We start from the raw sequence: 22,865 nt of genomic DNA on the forward strand, positions 1-22,865 counted from the left end.
ATTAACTAGGTACAAGTGTTTTTATTTTTCCCAACAATAAAAAACAAAAAACACCGAACCAAAATAATTTTGGTTCGGTGTTTTGCTTCTAATGTCTTTTCTTATAAAACCATAATTGAACTTTTTCAGAAATGGTTGATAAATGTTGGAAAGTTGAGTCTGCTGCAAAGAAAAGAATGGCTAAAAGTAACAAGGCTGTTGGCGATACCGAAGTTAACGAGAACAAGTTTTTCATGGAAATACTTGTAAGAACCATTCCGATTAAACAGCCAATCATTACGCGCTTGCGGTAACGATTCATTGGTGAACTAATTTTATAAAGAACCATAAAGCCGACTGAAACTAGCAACAATGTTGCAGTCGTTGAAATGTCCGTTTTTTGAAGTGCAAGAATATCACCACAAATTAGTAAGGCACCGACTACCAACATATCCGTTAACCCACCAGGAATTGCTTTTGATAACACATTGAAAAGAAATTTCCCTTCAATGCGACGATGATTTGGTTCCAAAGCTAGAAATGTCGAAGGAATACCAATTGTAAATAAACTAATCAATGTGACTTGTGTCGGTTGTAAAGGATATGTCACGGCAAAAATCATAGCAAAGACAGACATTAGCAAGGAGAAAATATTTTTTACAAGGAATAAACTTGAAGAGCGTTCAATGTTATTAACTACTTGGCGGCCTTCAAAGACAACCTCCGGCATCGTTGAAAAATCAGAATCCAACAACACAACTTGCGAGGCTTGTGCTGTAGCTTGATTTCCTGAAGCCATGGCAATACTACAATCTGCTTCTTTCATGGCTAAAATATCATTGACTCCATCCCCTGTCATCGCCACTGTATGATCTAATTTTTTCAACAATAGTACAAATTGTTTCTTTTGTTCTGGCGTGACACGACCAAAAACGGTGTATTTTTCTAAAGCTTCTGTCTGGGCTTCCATTGTAGTTAATGTTCGCGCGTCCACATAATTTTCAGCACCAATAATGCCTGCCGCTTGTGCTACATTGGATACTGTTAAAGGATTATCGCCAGAAATGACCTTAATGGCCACATTTTGTTCAGCGAAATATTCAAAAGTTGCTTTGGCTTCTTTACGAATCGGATTCCAAAGAAGAATGTAGCCTAGAGGTTGAACCTCTGCTGCCAACGTTTCCTGAAATTCTCCTAAATACTTTCCGAACACCAATAAGCGATAGCCTTGACTTGTATAATGTTCTACTTCAGATTGATACATTTCATAATTGTCTCTCAAAATCATCTCTGGCGCCCCAAGAATATACGTCGCTTCCGGGAAAGTCACGCTACTAAATTTTTCGACAGACGAAAACGAGGTATAGCTAACGGCTTCCCTCTGATTATTAGTAACAAAAAATTCTTTCATCGCTTTCATCGTATCGTTGTCAGCTGACATTGTTCGACAAAAATCGCCAATTAATTTTTCGACATTGGTTAAGTCTGTACCATCATTTTCGATACTCACCACAGGAACCAACTCTTGGACTTCCATCGTGTTTTCAGTAATTGTTCCTGTTTTATCTACACATAACACATCGACACGTGCTAAGGATTCGATACTTTTCATGTTGTGCAATAAAACGCCGCGCTTCGCTAAGCGCATTGTGCTGGCAGCTAATGCAACGGTTGTTAAAAGGTACAACCCTTCTGGAATCATCCCAATCAAGGCAGCTTCCATGGAGACAATGCTGTCATGAAGCCCTTGATGGTTGATGAAATAACTTTGGAAAAATAGAACACAGCCGATTGGAATAATAATAATCCCTACCCATTTCACCAAACGGTTAATGGAACCGACCATCTCTGATTGTTCCCCTTTTTTAATTGATTTCGCTTCAAGCGTCAATTGATGAACATAGGCCTCAGCGCCAATTTTATCAATTCTTGCATAACAAGAACCTGACACAATAAAGCTACCTGACAAAAGTTGGCTATCTGCTACTTTGGTAATCTCATCAGATTCCCCAGTTAACAAGGATTCATTCACACGGACTTCACCAGATAAGACAATTGCATCCCCAGAAATCTGTTCACCCGATTTAAAGAGCACCACATCATCCAAAACCAGCTCATCTGGCGAAATTTCTTGTTCTTGGCCATCTCTCACAACGGTTACTTTTGTAGCGTTTAGAATATTTAAGCTATCTAATACTTTCTTCGACTTAATTTCTTGGTAAATTCCAATGACCGTATTAATGATTACTACTGGCAAAAAGGTCATATTTTTATAAGATTGTACCAGCATTAATAACACGCCTAGTACCACAAAAATTAAGTTGAAATACGTAAATATGTTATTAATAACAATCTGTTTCGTTGTGATAAACTCTGTATCGACGGCGGCATTGACTAAGCCTTTTCGCTTTCTTTCTTCAACTTGTGCGGCCGTCAAGCCTTGTTTATCTTCTGGATAATAGCGTTCCGCGTTAGCAGTCACTGCTATTGGTTCATTTTCTTGCATTTCTTTTTTTCTTCTCAAACACATCACCCCTTGTTCTAGTCGACTCTTTCATCGTCACCTTCTCTCCCACAGTATAGCACTGAATAAAAATTTAGATAACAACTAGCGCCCAACTATAGAAAAAAATTATACATTTCCTAAACATTGTCATTTTCAGGAACAAGCTAACGCAAAACCTTTTCATTTACTTGTTTTTCCTTTACTATAGTAAAGAAGAAATATCAAGAAATGAGGAACAATTGATGGCACAGAATCACGTAATTAAAGTTAGTAAAAAAACATTAGCAGAGATGACCACTGTTTATCAACCCAATCGTTTAAATAAAACGGTCCCTTATACTGTCTTTGTGGCCAAGGTTGGCACCACTACCATCACTGCTTATCAATCAGGTAAAGTCATGTTTCAGGGACCTCAAGCTGAAAAAGAGGCCGCTCGTTGGGAAGGAACGAGCACCACACCACAGAAAAAAGTGTCCCCCCAGACTACAACGCTGCCTGCTGATTTTGGCAACTGGTCTGTGATAGGTTCCGATGAAGTCGGTAATGGTAGCTATTTTGGTCCAGTAACTGTCTGTGCTGCCTATGTTGACAAAAGCATGATTAGCAAACTAAAAGCATTGGGTGTTCGTGATTCCAAAGAATTAACCGACCCACAAATTATTCAATTGTCACATGTCATTAAAGAACTGATTCCTTACAAGTTATTAATCGTTGAACCAAAAAAATACAATGAGATCCAACCAAACTACAATGCTGTACACATGAAAGTCGCTTTGCATAACCAAGCGATTTATCTGTTGCTGCAAGAATTGGCTCCCACAAAGCCAGAAGGGATTTTAATTGACCAATTCACCCCTGAAAATAACTATCGGAAATATGTTCGTAATGAAAAAAATCAAGTCACTGAAAAATTGTTCTTCGTCACTAAAGGAGAGCAGTATCATGTTGCCGTTGCTGCCGCCTCTATTATTAGCCGCGCTGCTTTTTTAGAAGAGTTAGACAAAGAATCTGCAGAATTGGGTTTCTCTGTGCCCTCTGGTGCTGGCAGCAAATCAGACCAAGTAGCCGCCCGTATTTTGAAAAAAGGCGGCCTAGACTTATTAGCAAACTACGCGAAGCTGCATTTTGCAAACACCCAAAAAGCCCAAAAGTTACTATAAAATAAACACCAAGCAAAAGTCCCAATGCCGATTAGCGGCGCTGGGACTTTTGCTTGGTGTAAAAAATTATTTTTCAATTTCGATAAACAGGACTTTTAAGTAATTACCTTCTGGAAAATTAGGATTCACTTGAAAGTCTGCCGGTAATTGATACGTGTCCGTAATCTTGTAACGGACATTTTTCTCTTGCAAGGCAGTAATCACCATTTTTTGATATTTGGCCAAGGATAAATTTGCCGCATTGGTTGAGGCAATAAGCGTTCCCTTATCCGTTAAAATATCAATAGAATCTTTCACTAGCTCCCCATAATTTTTAGCAACGGAAAAAACTTTCTTTTTGTTGCGAGCAAAACTTGGCGGATCCAAAATGATCATGTCATAACTCAAACCTTTACGTGAAGCATATTTAAAGTAGTCAAAAACATCCATGACAATAATCTTTTGCGGGGCAAGATTTAAATGATTGACTTCAAATTGCTCAGTCGTTTTCGGTAAGCTTCGTTTAGCTAAATCCACACTAGTGGTGGCTACGGCACCTCCCATAGCGGCAGCTACTGAAAAAGCACCTGTATAACTAAACATATTTAAGACTGTTTTACCTACTGCAAAACCATCTACTAATCGACCACGAACTTCTTTTTGATCTAAAAAGATGCCTGTCATTAATCCTTCGTTTAAATAGGTAGCAAATTGAACGCCATTTTCAGTGACAAGTAATGGCTCGGGTGCTTGTTCGCCATACAAAAACTGTGATTCGGGTAAATTTTTTGTGGAAAAACGAATCTTTTCGTAGGCACCAATAATGTCAGGGTAAACTGTGCGAAACGCCGTCAAAAGTTCGGCTTTTTTCTGATAAAGGGTTTCATTATACCATGAAAAAACGGCGTAATCTGCATAGCGATCGATGATTAGACCCCCAATGCCATCTCCTTCTCCATTAAATAATCTATAAGCGGTTGTCAGCGAATCCTTTTTAAAAGATGTCCGCTTCTCACGACTTATTTCAAAGAGTTGTTGAAAAAAAGATTGATTAATTGGTCCATGCCATGACAGCAACCAACCAATTCCTTTATTTTGTTCGCCTAAATATCCTTCAGCTAAACGCTGGCCTTTACTATCAATCAAAGTAAGCCAATCTGTTGGTAACGGCGCTGGCACTTGTTGCAAATCTTCTTTCTGAATTAAAGGATATCCTTTTTTAAATTTATGTTCTGCTTTTTTAGTTACTTGAAGTTTCATTCTGTACACCTACTTTTCAAAGTCCTATCTAGTATAGCAAAAAAAGGCCCATCTGTCTTTAAAGGATTCAAGCTTCACGTCATTTAACGAACTAAAAAGTTTAAGGAAATAGTAAGTTTTCTTTAACATCACCATTCCTCACTTCGGTAAGAATTGACATAAAATTTGTGAAAGAGTAAAATTAAAGCGATATTGTAAAATACGAAATTTACCTAATTTTACTTTTATAGAATCATCGTTTAGAAAGGACGTTTATTTTGAAAAAATTATTTAAAACAAATATTTTGAACACGCGACTGGGGTTATTCTCGCTAATCGCCATCTTATTGTGGCTAAAAAACCTCTTTGCGTACGCCGTTGATTTCCATTTACGTTTGGAAAATATTAACGAGTATTTCATACTCTTAATTAATCCAATTGCCACAACGGTCTTTTTATTAGCCATCGCTTTGTATGTTCGCCGTAAAAAAGCTTCTTATATTACAATGATGATTATTTACTTCTTGATGAGTTTACTGCTCTTCTCAAATGTCGTGTATTATCGAGAATTTACTGACTTCATCACAGTTAATACGATGCTTGGTGCTGGCAAAGTAGCTAGCGGTCTTGGCGAAAGTGCCTTACGTCTCTTTAGACCTTATGACGTCATTTATTTCTTAGACTTCATTATTATTGGCGTATTATTATTAACGAAAAAAATTAAAACAGATGCGCGTCCAGTCCGCGCACGTGTAGCAGTCTCTGTCACACTCCTTTCTGTTGTCTTTTTCTTATTCAATCTATTTATGGCTGAAACAGAACGTCCCCAATTATTAGGACGTCAATTCTCTCGTGACTATATCGTGAAATTCTTAGGCTTAAATGCCTTTACCGTATACGATGGCATTACAACTTACCAAACAAACCAAGTCCGTGCCGAAGCTAGTGCTAACGATATGAAACAAGTTGAAGATTACGTGAAACAACAATATGCGGCACCCGATGATAGTAAGTTTGGTATTGCAAAAGGCAAAAATGTAATTTATATCCATTTAGAAAGTTTCCAACAATTTTTAGTTAATTACAAATTAAAAGATGAAAATGGCGTAGAACACGAAGTCACACCATTTATCAATAGTCTTTACAATAGTAAAAGTACCTTTAGCTTTGATAACTTCTTCCACCAAGTTGGTCAAGGAAAAACAAGTGATGCCGAAACGTTACTTGAAAATTCACTATTTGGTTTAGACCAAGGTTCACTCTTTACACAAGTTGGTGGGAAAAATACGTTTGAAGCAGCACCCGATATTTTAAAACAAACCCAAGGTTACACTAGCGCTGCTTTCCACGGAAATGCCGGTAACTTCTGGAATCGAAATGAAACCTATAAACGTTTAGGCTATGACTATTTCTTTGATGCTAGTTATTATGATGTTAATTCAGATAACTCATTCCAATATGGGTTACACGATAAACCATTCTTTAATCAATCCGTTCAATATTTAGAACATTTACAACAACCGTTCTATTCTAAATTTATTGCTGTATCCAATCATTATCCTTATTCTCAATTTACAAACGATGAAGCAGGATTCCCAATTGCAAAAACTTCTGACGAAACAATTAATGGTTACTTTGCAACAGCGAATTATTTAGATAAAGCGGTCGAAGAATTCTTTAACTACTTGAAATCTTCAGGTCTCTATGAAAACTCAGTCATTGTTCTTTATGGCGATCACTATGGGGTTTCTAATTCAAGAAACCAAAACTTAGCAGAATTAGTAGGTAAAACCAAAGCAGATTGGAACGATTTTGACAACGCCAATATGCAACGTGTTCCTTATATGATTCACGTTCCTGGTCAAGAAAATGGCGGTGTGAACCATACGTATGGCGGCCAAGTTGATGCCTTACCAACCCTTCTACACTTGCTTGGTGTTGATACGAAAAACTACATTCAGTTAGGCCAAGATTTATTCTCTAAACAACACAATCAAATCGTTGCTTTCCGCAACGGCAATGTTGTAACACCTAAATATACTATTTTAGGTTCTAGCATTTACGATACTAAAACAGGCACTTTAATTACAGAGCCAACCGAAGAAGTTAAGAAAGAAGTCGCTGATTTAAAAGCCAAAGCGACGAAACAATTAGAAACGTCTGACCAAATTACTAACGGTGACTTGCTTCGTTTCTATACCAATAGCGGCTTAAAACCAGTTAACCCAGAAGACTATGATTACAAGAACCAATTGCAACAACTGGAAGCAATTGAAAAAGAAAAAGGTGAAAAATCAACGAGTGTTTACAGTAAAAACAATAATAAATCAACCGTTGATGAATATCACACTGACAGTTATCAAGGCTATCAAAAAACTGGTAAATAAATCTTCAAAAAGCTTGAGCAATTTGCTCAAGCTTTTTTGCTACTTTTTCATAATTAATTCATATTATTTCACTATACTAAAGATAGTTTAGAGAGGTGAAAGTTGATGAGAAGTGTCCGTTACGCTACAGCTAGTAGTTTTTATCATAAAAAAATCACGTTAATCACCGCACTCTTCTTCTTCCTGTTCTCTTTCTTATTGACTGGGCTGTTTAACTTAATTGATTTTGAAAAAGAGTTTTTACGAACGATGCCAGACTTTGTCGATATTGAAAAACAAACTAGTTACCATTACCAACTGATTCAATACTATTGGCACCTCTATCTAGGTAGTGTCATTTTCTTTGGTGTTACTTTTCTTCTGTTGATGTATGTGACATTACGCATAAAAAAGGAAGAAATACATACATGGTATCACATGCACTTTTCAAATATGTATGTCACCAAACAGCTCTTACTAGAGTTGTGTTTACCGGCTCTATTAGGAATTTTCAGTTTTTTACTTTTCACTTTAATGTTTCAAGAAACGTATAATACTGTTCTTTGGGCTGCCCGTGATGCTATTTTACAGTGGTCTCATTTGGAAACTCCAGCATTTTTAGCTAAAAGTACCGACCAGGATGTCACGATTACAAATATCCAGCATTTAGGGATTCAAACGATCCAAGCGTTTTCTTTTGATTTTAAAAGTATGCAGTCGCTTTATACAATCCGTAATTGCTTTGTTAACTGCTTAATCTTGCTTGGCATTCCTCTTGTTTGCGGGACTCCTTTCACGTTGATTTATTTACGTACACATCAGAAATAAGGGAGGGATTTTCTATGAATGTCACACCATCATTCAAAAAAACAACCGAAAAAAAATCCTCATTCGACGCGTTAGCTTTGCGAGAAGTTTATGGAATCATTTATTCTGCTCCAGAACAAGAACTCGCATTGGCCGATTTTTTCCAAACAAACCAATTAACCATTACTAGGCTTTCTTCTAGTGAAACCTTTCTGCCCTACTTGCCATTAGAAGAAAATTTATTTATCGCTAGTACGATCAAAGAACGGGATCGAAAAGTAGTTCTAGCCGAAGCTTTCCAGGTGTTCCAATTAGAACCTGCCTTACTTGGTCGTTCCTTTACTTCTTTTACGACTTTTGAAAAAATTAAAATGCGCATAATACAACTTTTGCTTTCAAAAACAAGTACGTTAGTGATTGATGACATCTTTTCTTCATTAACGATTGGACAACGTCAAGAAATTTTACCTCAATTAAAAATAGCAGTTCAAAAAAGAAACAAGCGCTTGCTATTTCTGACAAAGGATCCACAAATTATTGATAGTCCCTATGTGCACCCCCTGTCTCTACATGCGTTATTAAACTAAAAAAACGTCTGGCACTGATTGTGACCAGACGTTTTCTTTAGTTTTCAGTGATTTCAACATCAGGAAATGAAATAATAAACGTGGTGCCTTTACCAAGTTCACTCTCAACATTGATTTTTCCTTTATGCAAGCGGACCAATTGTTGAACGATTGGTAAGCCTAATCCTGATTCTCCATATTTCGTATTTTTACGGGATGGATCTACTTTGTAATAACGATCCCAGATATTCAGAATTTGTTCTTCCGTCATGCCAATTCCTGTATCAGAAATACGGACAATGGTTTCTAAATAGCCTTTTTCTAAAGCAATATGAATTTCGCCATTTTCAGTAAATTGGATGGCATTTTGAACAATATTGACAACAACTTGCACGAAACGATCATAATCGGCATACACATCAATTGGTTCGGTGGTGTCTAAATACAATTGATTACCGGCGGCTTCAGCTTTGGCCGTTAGTTGAGTCACAATATTTTCTAAAGCTTCTGTTCCGTTGAACTTCTTCACAACAATTTGAATCTGGTTGGTCCGAATTTTTTCATAATCAAGATTTTCATTGACTAAGCGAATCAAGCGAGCGGTCTCATTTTGCATCAGTTTAATCGCATTCTCTTTTTGATTTTCAGGAATAGCATTATACTGCAATCCCTCTAACAAGCCATTAATAGTTGTTAAAGGCGTCCGCATTTCATGAGAAGCATCCGCCATAAATTGACGACGGCGCTCTTCTTGCCGATTGATTTCTTCTTGTGATTCTTTTAAAGACGCGGCCATTTTATTAAAATCTTCTGCTAGGTCATCAAATTCATCTTTGTCATGGACCGGTAATTGAATATCAAAATTTCCACTAGTAATTTCTTTGGTGGCTTTACGCATCCGATTAATTCGTTTCACTTGGAAAGTCGCAAATAGATAACTTAGTAACAAGGCAATCACACCAGAAAAAATAAAGCCTTTAATCAAGTTTTGTGTCACGGACTGAACACTTCGGTCAACGTTTTTGGCAGGTTGTGTAATAACGAGTGAACCAATAATCACTTTTTTATCAGAAGACTGATTTGATGCATACACCGGTAACATTACATAGGACGAAGTATTTCGGGCCCCGTAAATATCAATGTTTTCTGTTGCATAAACACGATTGCCTTTCATGATTTGATCCCAATTTTTATCGATTAAGGAAAAGTCTAATTTTTTTGTGCTATCAACTGGTGGGTACTGCACTTCGCGGTCCTTGTTAATAAACACAAATTGCACATCTTGCTTCTGGAGTACACGTTCAGTCAACTGAAATGAATAGGATAAAACATCTCGATCCGAAACGCCTGCGACATTAATAAAAAAGTCACGTGTTTCTAAAGCCGATTCTGCATAACCATATAGCTGTTCATAGTTATTTTCTTGCATTGTGCGCTTGGTCAATTGTGTGAAAGACGTTCCAACAATGAGAATAATCAGAGCAATCACACCTATAAAAGCAAGTAATTGTTGATACAAATACTTCATTAAGCAACACCTGAATCGTCGAATTTATACCCTACGCCCCAAACCGTTTGGATGACTTGAGGACCCACTTTTTCAATTTTTTGTCGTAATTTTTTGATATGGGCATCAACTGTCCGTTCATCGCCAAAGTATTGATAGTCCCAAACCAATTCTAGTAGTTGTTCGCGTGAAAAGACTTGGCGTGGTTTTTTTGCTAAAGTGTATAGCAAATCAAATTCTTTAGGTGTTAAGCCTTCAATTAATTGATTATCTAAATATGTTTCTCGTGTTTTCGTATTCATTTTAAAATGATCCGTAATCACATCAAACGTTTCATCTGTATTCTCAGACGTATCATGCGCAGCCTCTGCCACCTCGGCACGACGATGTAGAGCTTTCATCCGTGCAATCAAAGTTAATGGACTAAATGGTTTTGTCACATAATCATCCGCACCCATTTCAAGGCCAATTACTTGGTCACTTTCAGAATCACGAGCGGTCAACATAATAATGGGAACATTGGCTGAAACTTTGCGAATTTCACGACAAACAGCCATCCCATCCATACTAGGTAAGTTTAAGTCTAACGTAATCATGTCCCATTTTTCTGGCGAAGCAAGAAAAGTCGCCAATCCTTCTTTGCCATCATCTTTAAAGGTAGCTTCCCACCCCTCATTTAAGAAAAACATTTGCATCATTTCTGAGACGGACTCATTGTCTTCAATCATTAATATATTCATTTCATTCACTCCTTATTCACTTTTCATAAAACTGCTCTATTGTAGTATACTCTAAAATTGAATTTGTACCAACCGATTCTATATTTCTTCAAAAATCCTTTACAGAACCATCAAAAATTACTTTTTTTCCTGCTCTTTTAAAGAAAACGAAGGGAACCCATTGTCTTTTCAGAAAAGTTTGTTAAAATAACAAGCGTAGAGAGGATGTTAGGGTATGGATAAAATGAAAGCTATTACTTTTTTTGATTTAGATGGAACTTTGTTAGATGGAACATCGCAAATTACTCCTGAGATTACCGCAGCAGTGGCGGCCTTGAAAGACAATCAAATTTTACCTTTAATTGCGACAGGACGGACCTTGTGTGAGATTCAGCCAATTATGAAAGCCAGTGGCATTGACTCAGCGATTGTAATGAACGGGCAATTTATTCATTATGAAGGAAAAACGATTTATTCAGATGAATTTACAACAGAGGAATGTGTTTCACTGCATGAGCATGTCAAACAGCGTGGTCATGAATTGGCTTTTTACAATGAGCGCCGTATTTTTTGTACAGGGCATACTGGCACAGTGAAACAAGCCTATGACTATATTCATTCAGCTGTTCCAGAAATTGATCCCACAGGTTATGAGAATGATGCCGTCAACATGATGTTGGTCTTAAGTCAACATGGCGATGATGATGAATATTACTATGAGCGATTTCCTGAATTAACCTTTTATCGCAATGGTCCTTTTTCAATTGATATTGTTCGTAAAGGGGTCTCTAAAGGCTCTGGTGTCAAAAATCTTTTTAACACCTTGGGATTAAACGGCATTCCCACTTATGCCTTTGGTGATGGCATCAATGACTTGGCGCTGTTTGAGGCCTGTGATTATGGAATTGCCATGGGTAATGCGCGAGAAGAACTAAAAGAAAAAGCCACCTTTATTTCAACTAAAAATACTGAGAATGGCATTGTTAATGGCTTGAAAAAATTTGATTTACTATAAGAGAAAACTACCTTCTTCTATTGATGTACTTTAGAAGAAGGTAGTTCTTTTGTATGTTCATTTTTCTTTTTCTGCTGAGCACAGAGAGCTACTCCCACTACTTGAATCAGCAAAATCGCTCCCAACAAACAACTTAATACGATGTTTCCTGATAGGATTGTTCTTCTGATTAAAATAATTAATACGACACTGCTAATTCCGTAGAGTAACCATTGGTTGTCCATTTTTATTGACCCCTTTGTTTTTCTATGTTTAGGATAGGATGTTTCCTACTAAAATGCAAGGAAAGATCCTAGATTCTTACAACTAACCCATAATTTTTACTAATTCCTTATTTGTTTTCATTTATTCTTAAGATTCGTTTCATTTTTGTAAAAAATCACACTTTTTTTCTATCTCTGTTTTAAATTGCGTACAGTTCTTAAAAAAAATGATACACTAAAAGTGAACTCGAAATGAAAGGAGCCATTCCTTTGGTTAATAGCGAAAAAAGAAAACAATTAATTATTGATACATGCATTTTAGCTGGAAAAATTATGCTGGAAAGCGGATCTGAAGTATATAGAACCGAAGATACAATTACTCGGATTGCAGCAAATGCTGGCGAGTCAGAGAGCGTTTGTTACACGACGGCTACAGGGATTTTCGTGGGCTTTCGTTCCAGTAATTATACGCAATTAGAAAACATCCCCCAGCGCTCGATTAATTTGGAAAAAGTTAGCCTTGTCAATCAATTATCAAGAGAATTTGCGCAAAAAGAGATTACTCTACCAGAGCTTTATCAGCGCTTAACTCTATTAGAAACGGATACCCCCACTTTTTCAATTTCGTTACGCTTGTTAGCAGCCGGAATTGTTAGTTGTACGTTAATGTACATTTTTGGTGGCACTTGGCAAGATTTTATTGCAACTTTTTTTGTTGGCGTGATTGGGTATGCCAGTTATCTTTTTACCCAAAAGTTATTCCAAGTTCCTTACCTCGATTCATTCGCAGCCGCTTTTGTCATTGGTTTGTTGGCCTATTTGGCTGTGCATTTTCGCTTAGCAGTCAACATCGATAATATTATTATTGGTGCGGTAATGCCGTTAGTTCCAGGTGTGGCGATTACGAACTCTTTTCGCGACATTTTAGCGGGCCACCTCATCAGCGGGACGGCGCGAGGAACAGAAGCTATTTTTATTGCTGGGTCTGTTGGCCTGGGAATTGCCTTGATTTTTAAATTATTTATGTAAGGAGTGTTCAAATGGAACTAATTTTTCATCTTCTCTTTAGTTTTTTAGCGACTGTGACGTTTGGTATTATCACGAACATTCCTCGTAAAGCACTGGTGGCTTGTGGCATTACTGGCATGACAGGCTGGATGATTTATTATGTCTTAACGCAAACTTTTGATGCTAGTCAAACCTTTGCAAACTTTTTAGGAACGGTCGGGTTAGGGATCGCTAGTATCTTTTTTTCCCGTTACAAAAAAATGCCGATGATTATTTTTTACATTCCGAGTTTGGTTCCTTTAGTACCAGGAGGCCCTGCCTATCAAGCAGTTCGGAGCATTTTGTTAGGAAATATTGATGACGGGTTGCAGTTGATTTTAAAAGTTGTCTTTACTGCTGCAGCTATCGCAGCGGGCTTTATGGTGACCTCGTTACTGGAACGAATTGTCAAACGTTTTTTCCCCAAGCGACTCTTCCGATTGGTCAAAAAATAAAAAAACAAGCTCATTTTCTGAGCTTGTTTTTTTATTCTACTTCTTCAAAGAACAGCAACAAATCTTGTAGCGTTAATTGTGCTTTTTCAGCAGCGTTTAAATCTTGAACAATTTTACCTTTTTGTAAAACAATTAAACGATTGCCATATCGTAAAGCATCTTCCATTCGATGGGTAATCATCAAACAAGTTAAGTTCCCTTCTTCAATCCGTTGTTCCGTTAAGTGCATCAACTGCTTGGATGTTTTGGGATCTAAGGCAGCAGTATGTTCATCTAAAAGTAATAATTCTGGTTTTGTGATAGTGGCCATTAATAAACTTAAGGCTTGGCGCTGACCGCCAGAAAGGTTACCTGTCGGTGTATCCAGATGATTTTCCAAGCCATTGCCAACTTCTTGACAGATTTTTGTAAACAAGGCGCGTTGCTCATTTATCTTCCGTAATGTTAAGGGATGTTTTTGTCCGCGTTTCATGGCAAGCAATAAATTTTCTGCCACAGTCATTCTTGGTGCTGTCCCCATTTTAGGATCTTGAAAAACACGCGCTAGAGATTTGGCCCGTTTGACTTCAGAAAGATTGGTGCGATTGACTCCTTCAATTAAAAATTGTCCTTCTGTTAGTGTCAAAGTTCCTGCTAAACTATTGAATAGCGTACTCTTGCCTGCGCCATTTCCACCTAAAACAGTAATGAAGTCCCCAGGATAAATGGCTAAGTTCACATGATCCAAAATCACTTTTTTTTCATTCATCCCATTATCAATGATTTTTGTCGCATTTTTTAATTCAACAACTGGTTTCATTTCGTTTCCCCCTTATCAGAAAAGCCGTGTAGTCGTAATGCTTTTTTCAATTGTGGGATCATTAAACAGATTGCTAAAATCACTGCTGAGAAGATTTTCAAATACGTCGTATCAAAGCCTAATTTAATCACTAATAAAATCAATAGTTGATAAATAATACTCCCTACAACAATCGCCATCAACCGTTCACCAAACGTTAATTCTCCAAACAGTACTTCACCAATAATGAGTGAAGCCAAGCCAATCACAATGACACCGGTTCCTTTACTTACATCCGCATATCCATCATTTTGGGCAATCAAAGCGCCAGATAAGCCAATCAAGCCATTCGATAAAACCAATCCTAAAATTTTCATGCGATCCGTTTGAATGCCAATCGAGCGAGCCATTTCTTCATTGTCACCTGTCGCAATATAGGCTTGTCCTAAACTAGTGTTAAAGAAAAATAACAGTAAAATCATTACCACAGCCAAAACACTAATCCCTAAAAAAATAGTATCATAATAATCGGGTAAGGCCATTTTTTGAAAAACATCTTGAATCTTCGGTTGGTTTAATAAAGACTTATTTGGCGACTTCATCACAAATAAAATCACGGAATTTAAACCAGACATCACTAAAATTCCTGCTAAAATAATTGGAATTTTTCCTTTTGTAAATAGTAAACCAGTCACTAAACCGGCAAGCATTCCTGCTCCGACCCCTAAAAGAGTCGCTACAAATGGTGAAACCCCTGTTGTAATGGCAGTTACACAAACCGCCCCCCCTAACGGAAATGAACCTTCTGTGGTCATATCTGGAAAATTTAAAATACGATAAGTCATAAAAATACCTAGTCCTAACAAGGCCCATAACATTCCTTGTCCAATTGCTGAAACAATCATCGCTTCTCCTACTTTCTTTGATAATTAGTTAATCAATTTCGATTTTTTTGCTAGCTCTGCGGGAATCGTAATTCCTAACTTTTGAGCTTGTTTTTCATTGATAATTGTGTCTCCTGTATTAAAGGTATAAATGGGTGTAGTTGCTGGTTGACTTTTCCCAGACAGAACCTCTGCTGCCATTTTGCCGGCTTGTACCCCCAACGCATGTTGATTAATCCCAACAGTTGCTAAACCGCCTTGTTCTACCATTGTATCCACCGAAGGAATAATCGGCGTCTTGGTTCGATTTGCTTCTCCAACTACCGTTTGCATGGCGTTAGCAATCGTATTATCAGTTGGTATATAAATCACATCTGTTTCCTTAGTCATTACTTGAACCGTTTGTGCAATTTCATTACTTGATGGCACAGCATATGTTTTCACTGTCAATCCTTTGTCTTCAGCTGCTTTCTGCGCTTCAGCTACTTGGTATCGAGAGTTTTCTTCTGAGGAAGCATAGAGAATACCTATTTTTTTGGCAGCTGGTACCAATTCTTTTAGTAAATCCATCTGGGCTGACAAAGGTGATTGATCACTAACACCCGTGATGTTACCGCCTGGCTTTTGATTGTCTTTCACCAATCCAGCACTAACAGGGTCCGTAATGGCGCCTAAAATGATTGGGATTTCTTGGGTAGTGTTGGCTAACGCTTGCGCAGCTGGCGTGGCGATACCAATTAAAACGTCTGCCTTTTTTTGTACTAATTGTTGACTCATGATTGCTAACTTACTCTGGTCGGCTTGACCATTTTGAAAAATAATTTCTAAGTTTTTGCCTTTGTCATAGCCATTTTCCTTTAACCCTTCTTCGACACCTTTATAAATTTCGTCCAATGCGGGGTGACTGACAAACTGCAAAACCCCTACAGTAACGGTTTCTTTCTTTGAATTCGTCACTTTTTGATTCACAAAAAAAGCACCAATTAAATAAATAGCTAATAAAGACACGACAAACGTTAAACGTTTATTTTTCATTTTGCATTCTCCTAACTGCCCTTTTGTTTGGCAACTTTTTCTTTTTAATAATAAAACCATTATCTATAGGGCGTTTCTTCCGTTGAAAGTGAAACTGAGATTCGTAATCCTCTACTTAGTCAAAATCCTAGGAACACTTTTTTACAAATGTCAGGATTTAGCTGCGACGAGGATTGCAACTTTGGTGAGAATCGCAGGAGCACTTTTTTTACGATTGTGACAACGTTCTCTTCCCTCACCTTGTACTACTCATCACTCTTGAAGGCCAAACTGCGGCGAGTATGCGCAGCCTGCATCTACTCTGTCACTTCGTGCCAATCGTAGTGCTTGTCAGGATTTAACTGCGACGAGGATCGCAACTTTGGTGAGAATCGCAGGAGCACTTTTCTACGATTGGGACAACGTTCTCTTCGTTCACCTTGTGCTACTCATCACTCTTAAAGGCCAAACTGCGGCGAGTATACGCAGCCTGCATCTACTCTGTCACTTCGTGCCAATCGTAGTGATTGTACGAATGGGACAACGTTCTCTTCGCTCACCTTGTGCTACTCATCATCTACTCTGTCACTTCGTGCCAATCGTAGTGATTCGTAGCAAAAAAACAACGACTTATCCTAAGTGTTTAGGAGTGGTCGTTGTTTTTATGCAAAACAAAAACCACATAGATGGATCCTCTATGTGGTCGTTTTTTCTTCTTGAATATAACCAGCATAGATACACTTTTTAGAATAAGTCTTCTAAAGTTGTATCTATGAAAGAATCATACATACAACTATCTACGCCAGTTTTGCCATGATTGGTGCATTTCTTTTACGTTAGATAATTGTGTCATGTATTTCCCCTCCTAGTTATGTTGTTAAAGGTAGTCTACACTATATTGATTTTGTTCGTCAAGAAAAAGTTTTTATTTTCTTGCATTTCTTTTACTTCTAAAAAACGAGCCACTCTTATGAGAGGCTCGTTTTTCTTTATTTCAGCATATTTACCACTTAATTGTTTCGGTTTCTTTCAATTTTCACGGGAACTTTAACTGCTTGTTTTTGCGATTGAATCAGCCATAAACTTACTAAAATCGTCATTGAAATTACTAATGCCATCGAAAATCCCCTCTTTCTAATTCCTTAAAACTTTCTACAATCTAAGTTTAACATAGCTAGCTATTATTCACCAGTTTCTGGTACTGTATCAGTGCTTTCTGTCGTCGTTTCAGTAGATTGAGCAACGCCAGTCGTGCTGGTCGTCGTCTGTGTTTCAGCGTTCTTTGCTGCTTCTTTTTCAGCTTCTTGGGCTGCCTTTTGTTGGTCTTTCAAAACGCCAGCCATCGGTAATCGATTTAATTCTGGTATTAATTGTGTTTTTAAATCCATAGATTTTTCGACAACCGTCCGTGTCTTTTCTTTGCCATTTTCAAAGAAAACAAGCGTAATCTCATCGCCGCTAACATTGTATTGCTCTTGTGCTTTGCCAGCATTATAAATTAACGGATAGATATACAGCGAACGATGAAATTCATTCATTTTATCTGAATTAAACAGCTTCACCATTTGATCGTATTGCTTGCCAGATGGTTTAGCAAACATGACTGACATGGCTCCTGTTTCTTGGATTTTCTTATCTGCTGTTTTGTAATCTAAGACACTGACTTTCTCTGATTTGATGGGTCCTGCGACTAACGATTCAACTTGAGCAGCTCGAATATTTTTCTGCATCGTTGGAATAAAAATGATTGAGCCAATTATTAATACTAATGCTACAATAGCGGTAATCATTAACAGTTTTCTTTGTCTTAATTCATAAAATGCCTCTTTTAGTTCTTCCATAAAATTATTCAACTTCTAATCGCTCCTCGCTTTTAGTTCTTATCTATTATACTAATCATTTTCTTTCTTGCCTACCCTTGCGCTTTAATTACTAAAAAAACCAGCAAACTTCCCCAGCTTTCTAAGGAAAACCCAACTCCTTTTTAACAAGCTTCTTTCTTAAATTCAAAAACTCCGCTATAATAAAGCTATTAGTCGGAAAGAAACGAGGGATTTATTATGTCATTTGATGGCGTATTTACTCATAGCATGGTTCATGAGTTGACAGAAACACTCGTAAGTGGCCGGATTTCAAAAATCCATCAACCTTATGAAAACGAAGTCGTTTTAGTCATTCGTGCGAAAGGTAAAAACCATAAATTATTATTATCAGCACATCCTAGTTATGCGCGCATACAACTATCTACAATTACCTATAGCAATCCAGAAACACCTCCTAATTTTGTGATGATGTTACGAAAATTTCTGGACGGTGCCATTTTAGAAACGATTCAACAAATAGAAAATGATCGCGTGATTCACTTCACCTTTTCAAAAAGAGATGAACTAGGTGACTTACAAAATATTGTTTTGATTGTTGAATTAATGGGACGTCACAGTACAATCGTTTTAGTTAACCAATCTTCTGGAAAAATCTTAGATGCGATAAAACACATTGGAATGAGCCAAAATAGTTATCGTTCGTTGCTTCCTGGAGCAACTTATATTGAACCGCCAAAACCAATGGGACTTAATCCGCTCACGGCCTCAAAAGAAGAAGTCTTTGCGCTTCTTTCTACAGCTCCTGAATTAAACGGACGCTATTTACAACAACATTTCCAAGGTCTAGGCAAAGATACAGCAGACGAATTAAGTGCCCGTTTACTTGCACAACCAAATGAAAAAATGGCCATCTGGACGGAATTTTGGTCCTCAGTCACTGAAGCTGTTGTACCGACATTAACCGTCACTGAAAAAAAAGAATATTTTACGCCCATTCCTTATCAATCATTAGTTGGTGAACAAACAACGTATCCGACACTCAGTGAATTACTAGATGCCTTTTATTCTGGTAAAGCAGAGAAAGACCGTGTCAAACAACAAGGCGGCGAACTAATTCGCAAAATTGAAAATGAACTAAAAAGAAATCAAAAGAAACTTAAAAAATTACAACAAACCTTAGCCGATACAGAAAACGCTGAAAATTACCGTCGCGACGGAGAACTATTAACAACCTTCATGGCACAAGTCCCAAAAGGAGCCACCGAGGTGGAATTACCAAATTATTATGAAGAAAATGCACCGTTGCGTATCTCGCTAAATCCTGCACTTTCACCTAATCAAAATGCACAAAAATATTTTCAAAAATATCAAAAATTGAAAAATGCTGTCCGAGTTGTTAAGACACAAATTCAGCAAACGCAACAAGAAATTTCTTATTTAGAGTCAGTTGTGGCACAACTTGAAATTGCGACACCAATGGACATTGAAGTGATTCGTGAAGAACTGATTGAGCAAGGCTATTTAAAACGTAAAAAAAATAAAAAACAAAAACAGCCGAAAAAAAGCCAACCCGATCTTTTTTATGCCACAGATAGCACACCTATTCTCGTTGGAAAAAACAATTTGCAAAATGATCAATTGACTTTACGAACCGCTAAAAAAACTGATTATTGGCTCCATGCCAAAGATATTCCTGGATCTCATGTAATTATTCGTGACGCACATCCTAGCGAAGAAACCCTTACTGAAGCCGCACTTCTAGCAGCTTATTTTTCAAAATATCGACTTTCTTCACAAGTGCCTGTTGACTATGTCCAAGTAAAACATGTGCATAAACCCAATGGAGCAAAACCAGGTTATGTGATTTATGAAAACCAACGAACGTTATATGTGACGCCAACAGAAGAATCAATCAAAAAAATCCAGCAAAATAAGGCTTCTGCTTCCTAATTATATTAAACTAAAAAACAACGTACTGCTGATTGATCGTGCGTTGTTTTTTTTGCATTGGCAAAAACATTTATCAAGTGATAAATAACACAAGTAAGCTCAATTAGTTTACAAACTAGCTATTTCTCTCTATACTGACTGTTGGAGGTGAAATTCATGGTCTTTTTACACATTATTTTTGGGATGTTTGCCTTTATTGGCGCTTTAGGTTTAGGTGTCGCCTTCCGCGATAGCTTTACAGAACTTTCAACACCAAAGAAAGCAGCGATTATTTTATCTTACGTAGGTGCGATTGGTTCAACAGTCCTAGGGTTCACATCAGCAACAAAAAATCCATTTGTTTTAGCTGCAACAGTTGTCTTAGTTGTCGCCTTTTCTATTGCTCTTTTCAAAAAAAGCAGTAAAGAAACAAGCAAATAACAAAACCTTTGAAGAGCGGCATAGCGACAAGCTACCCTCTTCCTTTTACATACTATTTAAAGGAGTGAGGCAAATGTCTCTGACTATTTCTGAAGAAGTAAAACAACGTTTAGCCCCTTTCTTAACTGAAACGAACACCTTCTTGTTGGTAGCAAATGACGGCTCTAATCCTTATTCTTCCGCAGAAGGTTGTTGTATGATTGGCGATCGTTTCATTATCGTTCCTGTTGATCAAGCAGAAGCGCCTTATACCGAAACAATTGCTAATGATTCTTTTCACGTCTATACTTCAACGTATGACCAAATGTTTTTAACAGGGCATTTACAGCTAGTGATTCATCCGAATGCGGGAACCATTACTTTAAAAAATGAAAGTGGCATATTAGATAGTAATGTGGACATTTATCAACACTAAAAAAGCAAACAAAACGTTTACGCGTTTTGTTTGCTTTTTTAGTGTTGAAAGGCTTGAAAGGTAGTAATGATTACGTACATCATGCCCGATGCAATAATCGGACCAGCTGCAATTCCTTTTAAAAAAACGACGCCAAGAATCGTTCCAAAAACTAAGGCCACCGTAATCTCAGGCGATTGATTAATTAAACCTACTCCTTTTGAGGATAAAACAGCCACCAGAATTCCACAAAGTATCCCCAGCCATCCCATCGGTGTTTTGAATGATTGAATTAAATCCTTTAAGCCAATTTGTCCTGTAGCAATCGGGACTAAAATGGTAATTGAAATAATTGTGACGCCTAAATTAATGCCTTTATCTGACAACCACGACATGATTTTCGCACTATTTGGTAAAGCTTTTAAAGCAAGCACAACAACTGACGCAATTAATAAACTTTGATTTTTTGCAACAAACGCAATCAAGGCAATCAGTAGTAAAAAAAGCCAACTTTCCACTGGTTGTCCTCCTTTCTGATTTGGTTCTTTCGTTAACCAAACTTTCTTGTCTTTCCTATTTTAGCAAAGAACCTCTTTAATTACCATTCAGCTTCAGTAATTATTGTCTTTTTCACCCGAATCTTGCTTAGAAAAAACGAGTTAAAAATTAATTTTTTCTCATAACAAGCCTTTTTCTCTTTGAAAAATTATTTTATGAAGTATACTAATATTAACTATAAAGTAGTTTACTTGCATTTATACTGGATATTCGATATCCTATTTAAGGCTCTTCAATTGAGCGAGCATCACAAAAGACATTTTAGTAGCAATTCTTGGGGAAGTAGTGCTACTAAGATGTCTTTCCTTTTTTTATTTTTACTAACAATATACGTTTCTTATATTAAAATTCACAACTCTTTATAAATAAAAGCGCCTGTCCCACAGTTGTCTGGACTGTGGGGCAGGCGCTTTTCAAGTCATTTAAACACGCTTTAGTTTTCTTTCAAACGATAAACACTTGGACTTGGGTTAAGAAAACCTGCTTCTAAAATTTCGATGTTAGTTAATGCTTGCTCTTTAGTTACTAGTTGAGGTGCACCATTTTTCAACGTTTCATAGACGGCATCATAATAACGACCGTAATCACCTACAGGCGTTTTAATTTGTTTTTTAATCCAGTCGCCATTGCCATTACGGTAGGTCACTTCTCCATAATACATTGGTGAATCTTCTCCAAAGCCTGGTGCATCTGGCATGATTCCGGCTTTTAAATCATTTTCTTGTTGATCTTCGCCATATTTGATGAACGAGCCATTGCTGCCATGAACAATAAAACGTGGATACGGACTAGCGACAGAATGATTCGTTTTAACTTTTACTTTTAATTTTGAACCATAATGTAAATCAACGTCAAAATAATTATCAACTGCCTCGCTCACTTCATTATTACGAATATCATAAGTGACTTGATCTGGACGCCCGAAAAGAGCAATCATGCGATCCATTAAATGAATGCCTAGTCCGTAAAACGAACCATTTTCTTTAGGTCCTTGTTCCGTGATACTTCCTGGTCGATAATAATCAATATGTGTTTCCACTTCATTGATTTCTCCTAAAAAGCCTTGCTCCACTACTTGCTTCATCGCTAGGTAATCGCCGTCGAAACGTCGATTTTGATAAGGCATCACTACTACCCCTTTTTCTTGCCCTAAAGCAAATAATTCCTCTGCATGTTCTAACGTATCACAAAATGGTTTTTCCACAATCACTGATTTACCAGCTAAAATGGCTTGTTTGGCTAAATCATAATGTGTATGCGCAGGCGTACAGATTGTGATCAATTCAATTTCTGGATCCGTCAATAATTCATTAAGGTCAGTGGTAAAATTTACGCCTTTTTCTTTAAAGGGCGCTGCTGCTTTTTCATTAACATGTAAATCGAAAATTGTTTTCACTTCTAGTGTTTCTCGAATCATTACGTAAGGTAAATGGTAACGATTGGCACTTTTACCAAATCCAATAAACCCCATTTTTACTGTCATATTTTCCACACTC

The 22,865-nt window shown here is 37.3% G+C and carries 21 protein-coding genes; 10 read left to right on the forward strand and 11 right to left on the reverse strand.

Annotation, left to right across the window (positions count from 1 at the left end; all coding sequences use genetic code 11):
- Positions 1-88: 88 nt before the first annotated feature.
- The gene (locus tag IGK96_RS08135) at positions 89-2,509 is read right to left on the reverse strand and encodes a cation-translocating P-type ATPase (RefSeq protein WP_085443147.1); all 2,421 of its coding nucleotides are present in this window, start codon (positions 2,507-2,509) and stop codon (positions 89-91) included.
- Positions 2,510-2,727: 218 nt separating this feature from the next.
- On the opposite strand from IGK96_RS08135, the gene rnhC reads away from it, so the two are divergent.
- Positions 2,728-3,645: a ribonuclease HIII gene (gene rnhC / locus IGK96_RS08140; protein WP_002390139.1), complete on the forward strand. Its 918-nt coding sequence runs from the start codon at positions 2,728-2,730 to the stop codon at positions 3,643-3,645.
- 66 nt (positions 3,646-3,711) lie between these two features.
- Here rnhC and IGK96_RS08145 read toward each other — a convergent pair whose 3' ends face one another.
- Positions 3,712-4,884 (reverse strand): class I SAM-dependent rRNA methyltransferase, encoded by a 1,173-nt coding sequence (locus tag IGK96_RS08145; RefSeq protein ID WP_085443148.1) that lies wholly within the window; start codon positions 4,882-4,884, stop codon positions 3,712-3,714.
- A gap of 257 nt (positions 4,885-5,141) precedes the next feature.
- On the opposite strand from IGK96_RS08145, the gene IGK96_RS08150 reads away from it, so the two are divergent.
- The 3 genes from IGK96_RS08150 (at position 5,142) to IGK96_RS08160 (ending at position 8,623) form a co-directional block, all read left to right on the forward strand.
- A complete protein-coding gene (locus IGK96_RS08150; RefSeq protein WP_002357869.1) occupies positions 5,142-7,250 on the forward strand; it encodes an LTA synthase family protein in 2,109 nt (702 codons plus the stop codon).
- Between the two features lie 105 nt (positions 7,251-7,355).
- Complete coding sequence (locus IGK96_RS08155) at positions 7,356-8,057, forward strand: hypothetical protein (protein WP_002357870.1); 702 nt, start codon at positions 7,356-7,358, stop codon at positions 8,055-8,057.
- A 14-nt stretch (positions 8,058-8,071) separates the two neighbouring features.
- Entirely contained in the window at positions 8,072-8,623 is a 552-nt protein-coding gene (locus tag IGK96_RS08160) for a hypothetical protein (RefSeq protein WP_002360506.1), read from the forward strand.
- Between the two features lie 37 nt (positions 8,624-8,660).
- Here IGK96_RS08160 and IGK96_RS08165 read toward each other — a convergent pair whose 3' ends face one another.
- Together IGK96_RS08165 and IGK96_RS08170 are read right to left on the reverse strand one after the other, a co-directional pair.
- Positions 8,661-10,130: a sensor histidine kinase gene (locus IGK96_RS08165; protein ID WP_002357872.1), complete on the reverse strand. Its 1,470-nt coding sequence runs from the start codon at positions 10,128-10,130 to the stop codon at positions 8,661-8,663.
- Positions 10,130-10,849, reverse strand: a complete 720-nt coding sequence (locus IGK96_RS08170; protein WP_002381953.1) for a response regulator transcription factor — start codon at positions 10,847-10,849, stop codon at positions 10,130-10,132. The genes IGK96_RS08165 and IGK96_RS08170 overlap by 1 nt, the downstream gene beginning before the upstream one ends.
- A 214-nt stretch (positions 10,850-11,063) precedes the next feature.
- Here IGK96_RS08170 and IGK96_RS08175 point away from each other — a divergent pair, with 214 nt between their 5' ends.
- Positions 11,064-11,843: a Cof-type HAD-IIB family hydrolase gene (locus IGK96_RS08175; protein ID WP_002363786.1), complete on the forward strand. Its 780-nt coding sequence runs from the start codon at positions 11,064-11,066 to the stop codon at positions 11,841-11,843.
- Between the two features lie 17 nt (positions 11,844-11,860).
- On the opposite strand, the gene IGK96_RS08180 is transcribed toward IGK96_RS08175, so the two are convergent.
- Entirely contained in the window at positions 11,861-12,067 is a 207-nt protein-coding gene (locus IGK96_RS08180) for a hypothetical protein (protein WP_002357875.1), read from the reverse strand.
- A 231-nt stretch (positions 12,068-12,298) separates the two neighbouring features.
- Here IGK96_RS08180 and IGK96_RS08185 point away from each other — a divergent pair, with 231 nt between their 5' ends.
- The gene (locus IGK96_RS08185) at positions 12,299-13,075 is read left to right on the forward strand and encodes a threonine/serine exporter family protein (RefSeq protein ID WP_024041726.1); all 777 of its coding nucleotides are present in this window, start codon (positions 12,299-12,301) and stop codon (positions 13,073-13,075) included.
- Positions 13,076-13,086: 11 nt separating this feature from the next.
- Positions 13,087-13,548 (forward strand): threonine/serine exporter family protein, encoded by a 462-nt coding sequence (locus IGK96_RS08190; RefSeq protein WP_002357877.1) that lies wholly within the window; start codon positions 13,087-13,089, stop codon positions 13,546-13,548.
- 31 nt (positions 13,549-13,579) lie between these two features.
- Here the strand turns inward: IGK96_RS08190 and IGK96_RS08195 are convergent, their stop codons facing one another.
- From IGK96_RS08195 to IGK96_RS08210, 4 genes are all read right to left on the reverse strand, one after another.
- The gene (locus IGK96_RS08195; protein WP_085443149.1) at positions 13,580-14,347 is read right to left on the reverse strand and encodes an ABC transporter ATP-binding protein; all 768 of its coding nucleotides are present in this window, start codon (positions 14,345-14,347) and stop codon (positions 13,580-13,582) included.
- Complete coding sequence (locus IGK96_RS08200; protein WP_002357879.1) at positions 14,344-15,231, reverse strand: ABC transporter permease; 888 nt, start codon at positions 15,229-15,231, stop codon at positions 14,344-14,346. The genes IGK96_RS08195 and IGK96_RS08200 overlap by 4 nt, the downstream gene beginning before the upstream one ends.
- Positions 15,232-15,255: 24 nt before the next feature.
- Positions 15,256-16,245 carry a tryptophan ABC transporter substrate-binding protein gene (trpX, locus tag IGK96_RS08205; RefSeq protein WP_010715117.1) on the reverse strand — a complete coding sequence of 330 codons (990 nt, stop codon included), beginning with the start codon at positions 16,243-16,245 and terminating at the stop codon, positions 15,256-15,258.
- Positions 16,246-17,405: 1,160 nt separating this feature from the next.
- Positions 17,406-18,065, reverse strand: a complete 660-nt coding sequence (locus IGK96_RS08210; RefSeq protein ID WP_002419831.1) for a hypothetical protein — start codon at positions 18,063-18,065, stop codon at positions 17,406-17,408.
- Positions 18,066-18,284: 219 nt separating this feature from the next.
- On the opposite strand from IGK96_RS08210, the gene efbA reads away from it, so the two are divergent.
- The 3 genes from efbA to IGK96_RS08225 all read left to right on the forward strand — a co-directional run bounded on the left by efbA (position 18,285) and on the right by IGK96_RS08225 (position 20,832).
- Positions 18,285-19,997 (forward strand): fibronectin-binding protein EfbA, encoded by a 1,713-nt coding sequence (gene efbA / locus IGK96_RS08215; RefSeq protein ID WP_002393195.1) that lies wholly within the window; start codon positions 18,285-18,287, stop codon positions 19,995-19,997.
- 156 nt (positions 19,998-20,153) lie between these two features.
- Complete coding sequence (locus IGK96_RS08220) at positions 20,154-20,417, forward strand: hypothetical protein (protein WP_002381957.1); 264 nt, start codon at positions 20,154-20,156, stop codon at positions 20,415-20,417.
- Positions 20,418-20,490: 73 nt separating this feature from the next.
- Positions 20,491-20,832, forward strand: coding sequence for an iron-sulfur cluster biosynthesis family protein (locus IGK96_RS08225; RefSeq protein ID WP_002391631.1), 342 nt, complete (start codon positions 20,491-20,493; stop codon positions 20,830-20,832).
- A 38-nt stretch (positions 20,833-20,870) separates the two neighbouring features.
- Here IGK96_RS08225 and IGK96_RS08230 read toward each other — a convergent pair whose 3' ends face one another.
- Entirely contained in the window at positions 20,871-21,329 is a 459-nt protein-coding gene (locus IGK96_RS08230; RefSeq protein ID WP_002357887.1) for a DUF441 domain-containing protein, read from the reverse strand.
- 473 nt (positions 21,330-21,802) lie between these two features.
- The gene (locus IGK96_RS08235) at positions 21,803-22,852 is read right to left on the reverse strand and encodes an oxidoreductase (RefSeq protein ID WP_010712336.1); all 1,050 of its coding nucleotides are present in this window, start codon (positions 22,850-22,852) and stop codon (positions 21,803-21,805) included.
- Positions 22,853-22,865 lie beyond the last annotated feature (13 nt).

Origin of the sequence: Enterococcus sp. DIV0682 (assembly GCF_051712685.1) — a bacterium.
Classification (GTDB): domain Bacteria; phylum Bacillota; class Bacilli; order Lactobacillales; family Enterococcaceae; genus Enterococcus; species Enterococcus faecalis.

Coding starts and splice junctions, on each gene's coding strand:
- IGK96_RS08220 (WP_002381957.1), top strand. CDS start 20,154: ATGGTCTTTTTACACATTATTTTTGGGATGTTTGCCTTTATTGGCGCT.
- efbA (WP_002393195.1), top strand. CDS start 18,285: ATGTCATTTGATGGCGTATTTACTCATAGCATGGTTCATGAGTTGACA.
- IGK96_RS08165 (WP_002357872.1), bottom strand. CDS start 10,130: ATGAAGTATTTGTATCAACAATTACTTGCTTTTATAGGTGTGATTGCT.
- IGK96_RS08225 (WP_002391631.1), top strand. CDS start 20,491: ATGTCTCTGACTATTTCTGAAGAAGTAAAACAACGTTTAGCCCCTTTC.
- IGK96_RS08195 (WP_085443149.1), bottom strand. CDS start 14,347: ATGAAACCAGTTGTTGAATTAAAAAATGCGACAAAAATCATTGATAAT.
- IGK96_RS08170 (WP_002381953.1), bottom strand. CDS start 10,849: ATGAATATATTAATGATTGAAGACAATGAGTCCGTCTCAGAAATGATG.
- IGK96_RS08190 (WP_002357877.1), top strand. CDS start 13,087: ATGGAACTAATTTTTCATCTTCTCTTTAGTTTTTTAGCGACTGTGACG.
- IGK96_RS08235 (WP_010712336.1), bottom strand. CDS start 22,852: ATGACAGTAAAAATGGGGTTTATTGGATTTGGTAAAAGTGCCAATCGT.
- trpX (WP_010715117.1), bottom strand. CDS start 16,245: ATGAAAAATAAACGTTTAACGTTTGTCGTGTCTTTATTAGCTATTTAT.
- IGK96_RS08145 (WP_085443148.1), bottom strand. CDS start 4,884: ATGAAACTTCAAGTAACTAAAAAAGCAGAACATAAATTTAAAAAAGGA.
- IGK96_RS08200 (WP_002357879.1), bottom strand. CDS start 15,231: ATGATTGTTTCAGCAATTGGACAAGGAATGTTATGGGCCTTGTTAGGA.
- IGK96_RS08175 (WP_002363786.1), top strand. CDS start 11,064: ATGGATAAAATGAAAGCTATTACTTTTTTTGATTTAGATGGAACTTTG.
- IGK96_RS08210 (WP_002419831.1), bottom strand. CDS start 18,065: ATGGAAGAACTAAAAGAGGCATTTTATGAATTAAGACAAAGAAAACTG.
- IGK96_RS08135 (WP_085443147.1), bottom strand. CDS start 2,509: ATGTGTTTGAGAAGAAAAAAAGAAATGCAAGAAAATGAACCAATAGCA.
- rnhC (WP_002390139.1), top strand. CDS start 2,728: ATGGCACAGAATCACGTAATTAAAGTTAGTAAAAAAACATTAGCAGAG.
- IGK96_RS08180 (WP_002357875.1), bottom strand. CDS start 12,067: ATGGACAACCAATGGTTACTCTACGGAATTAGCAGTGTCGTATTAATT.
- IGK96_RS08155 (WP_002357870.1), top strand. CDS start 7,356: ATGAGAAGTGTCCGTTACGCTACAGCTAGTAGTTTTTATCATAAAAAA.
- IGK96_RS08185 (WP_024041726.1), top strand. CDS start 12,299: ATGAAAGGAGCCATTCCTTTGGTTAATAGCGAAAAAAGAAAACAATTA.
- IGK96_RS08160 (WP_002360506.1), top strand. CDS start 8,072: ATGAATGTCACACCATCATTCAAAAAAACAACCGAAAAAAAATCCTCA.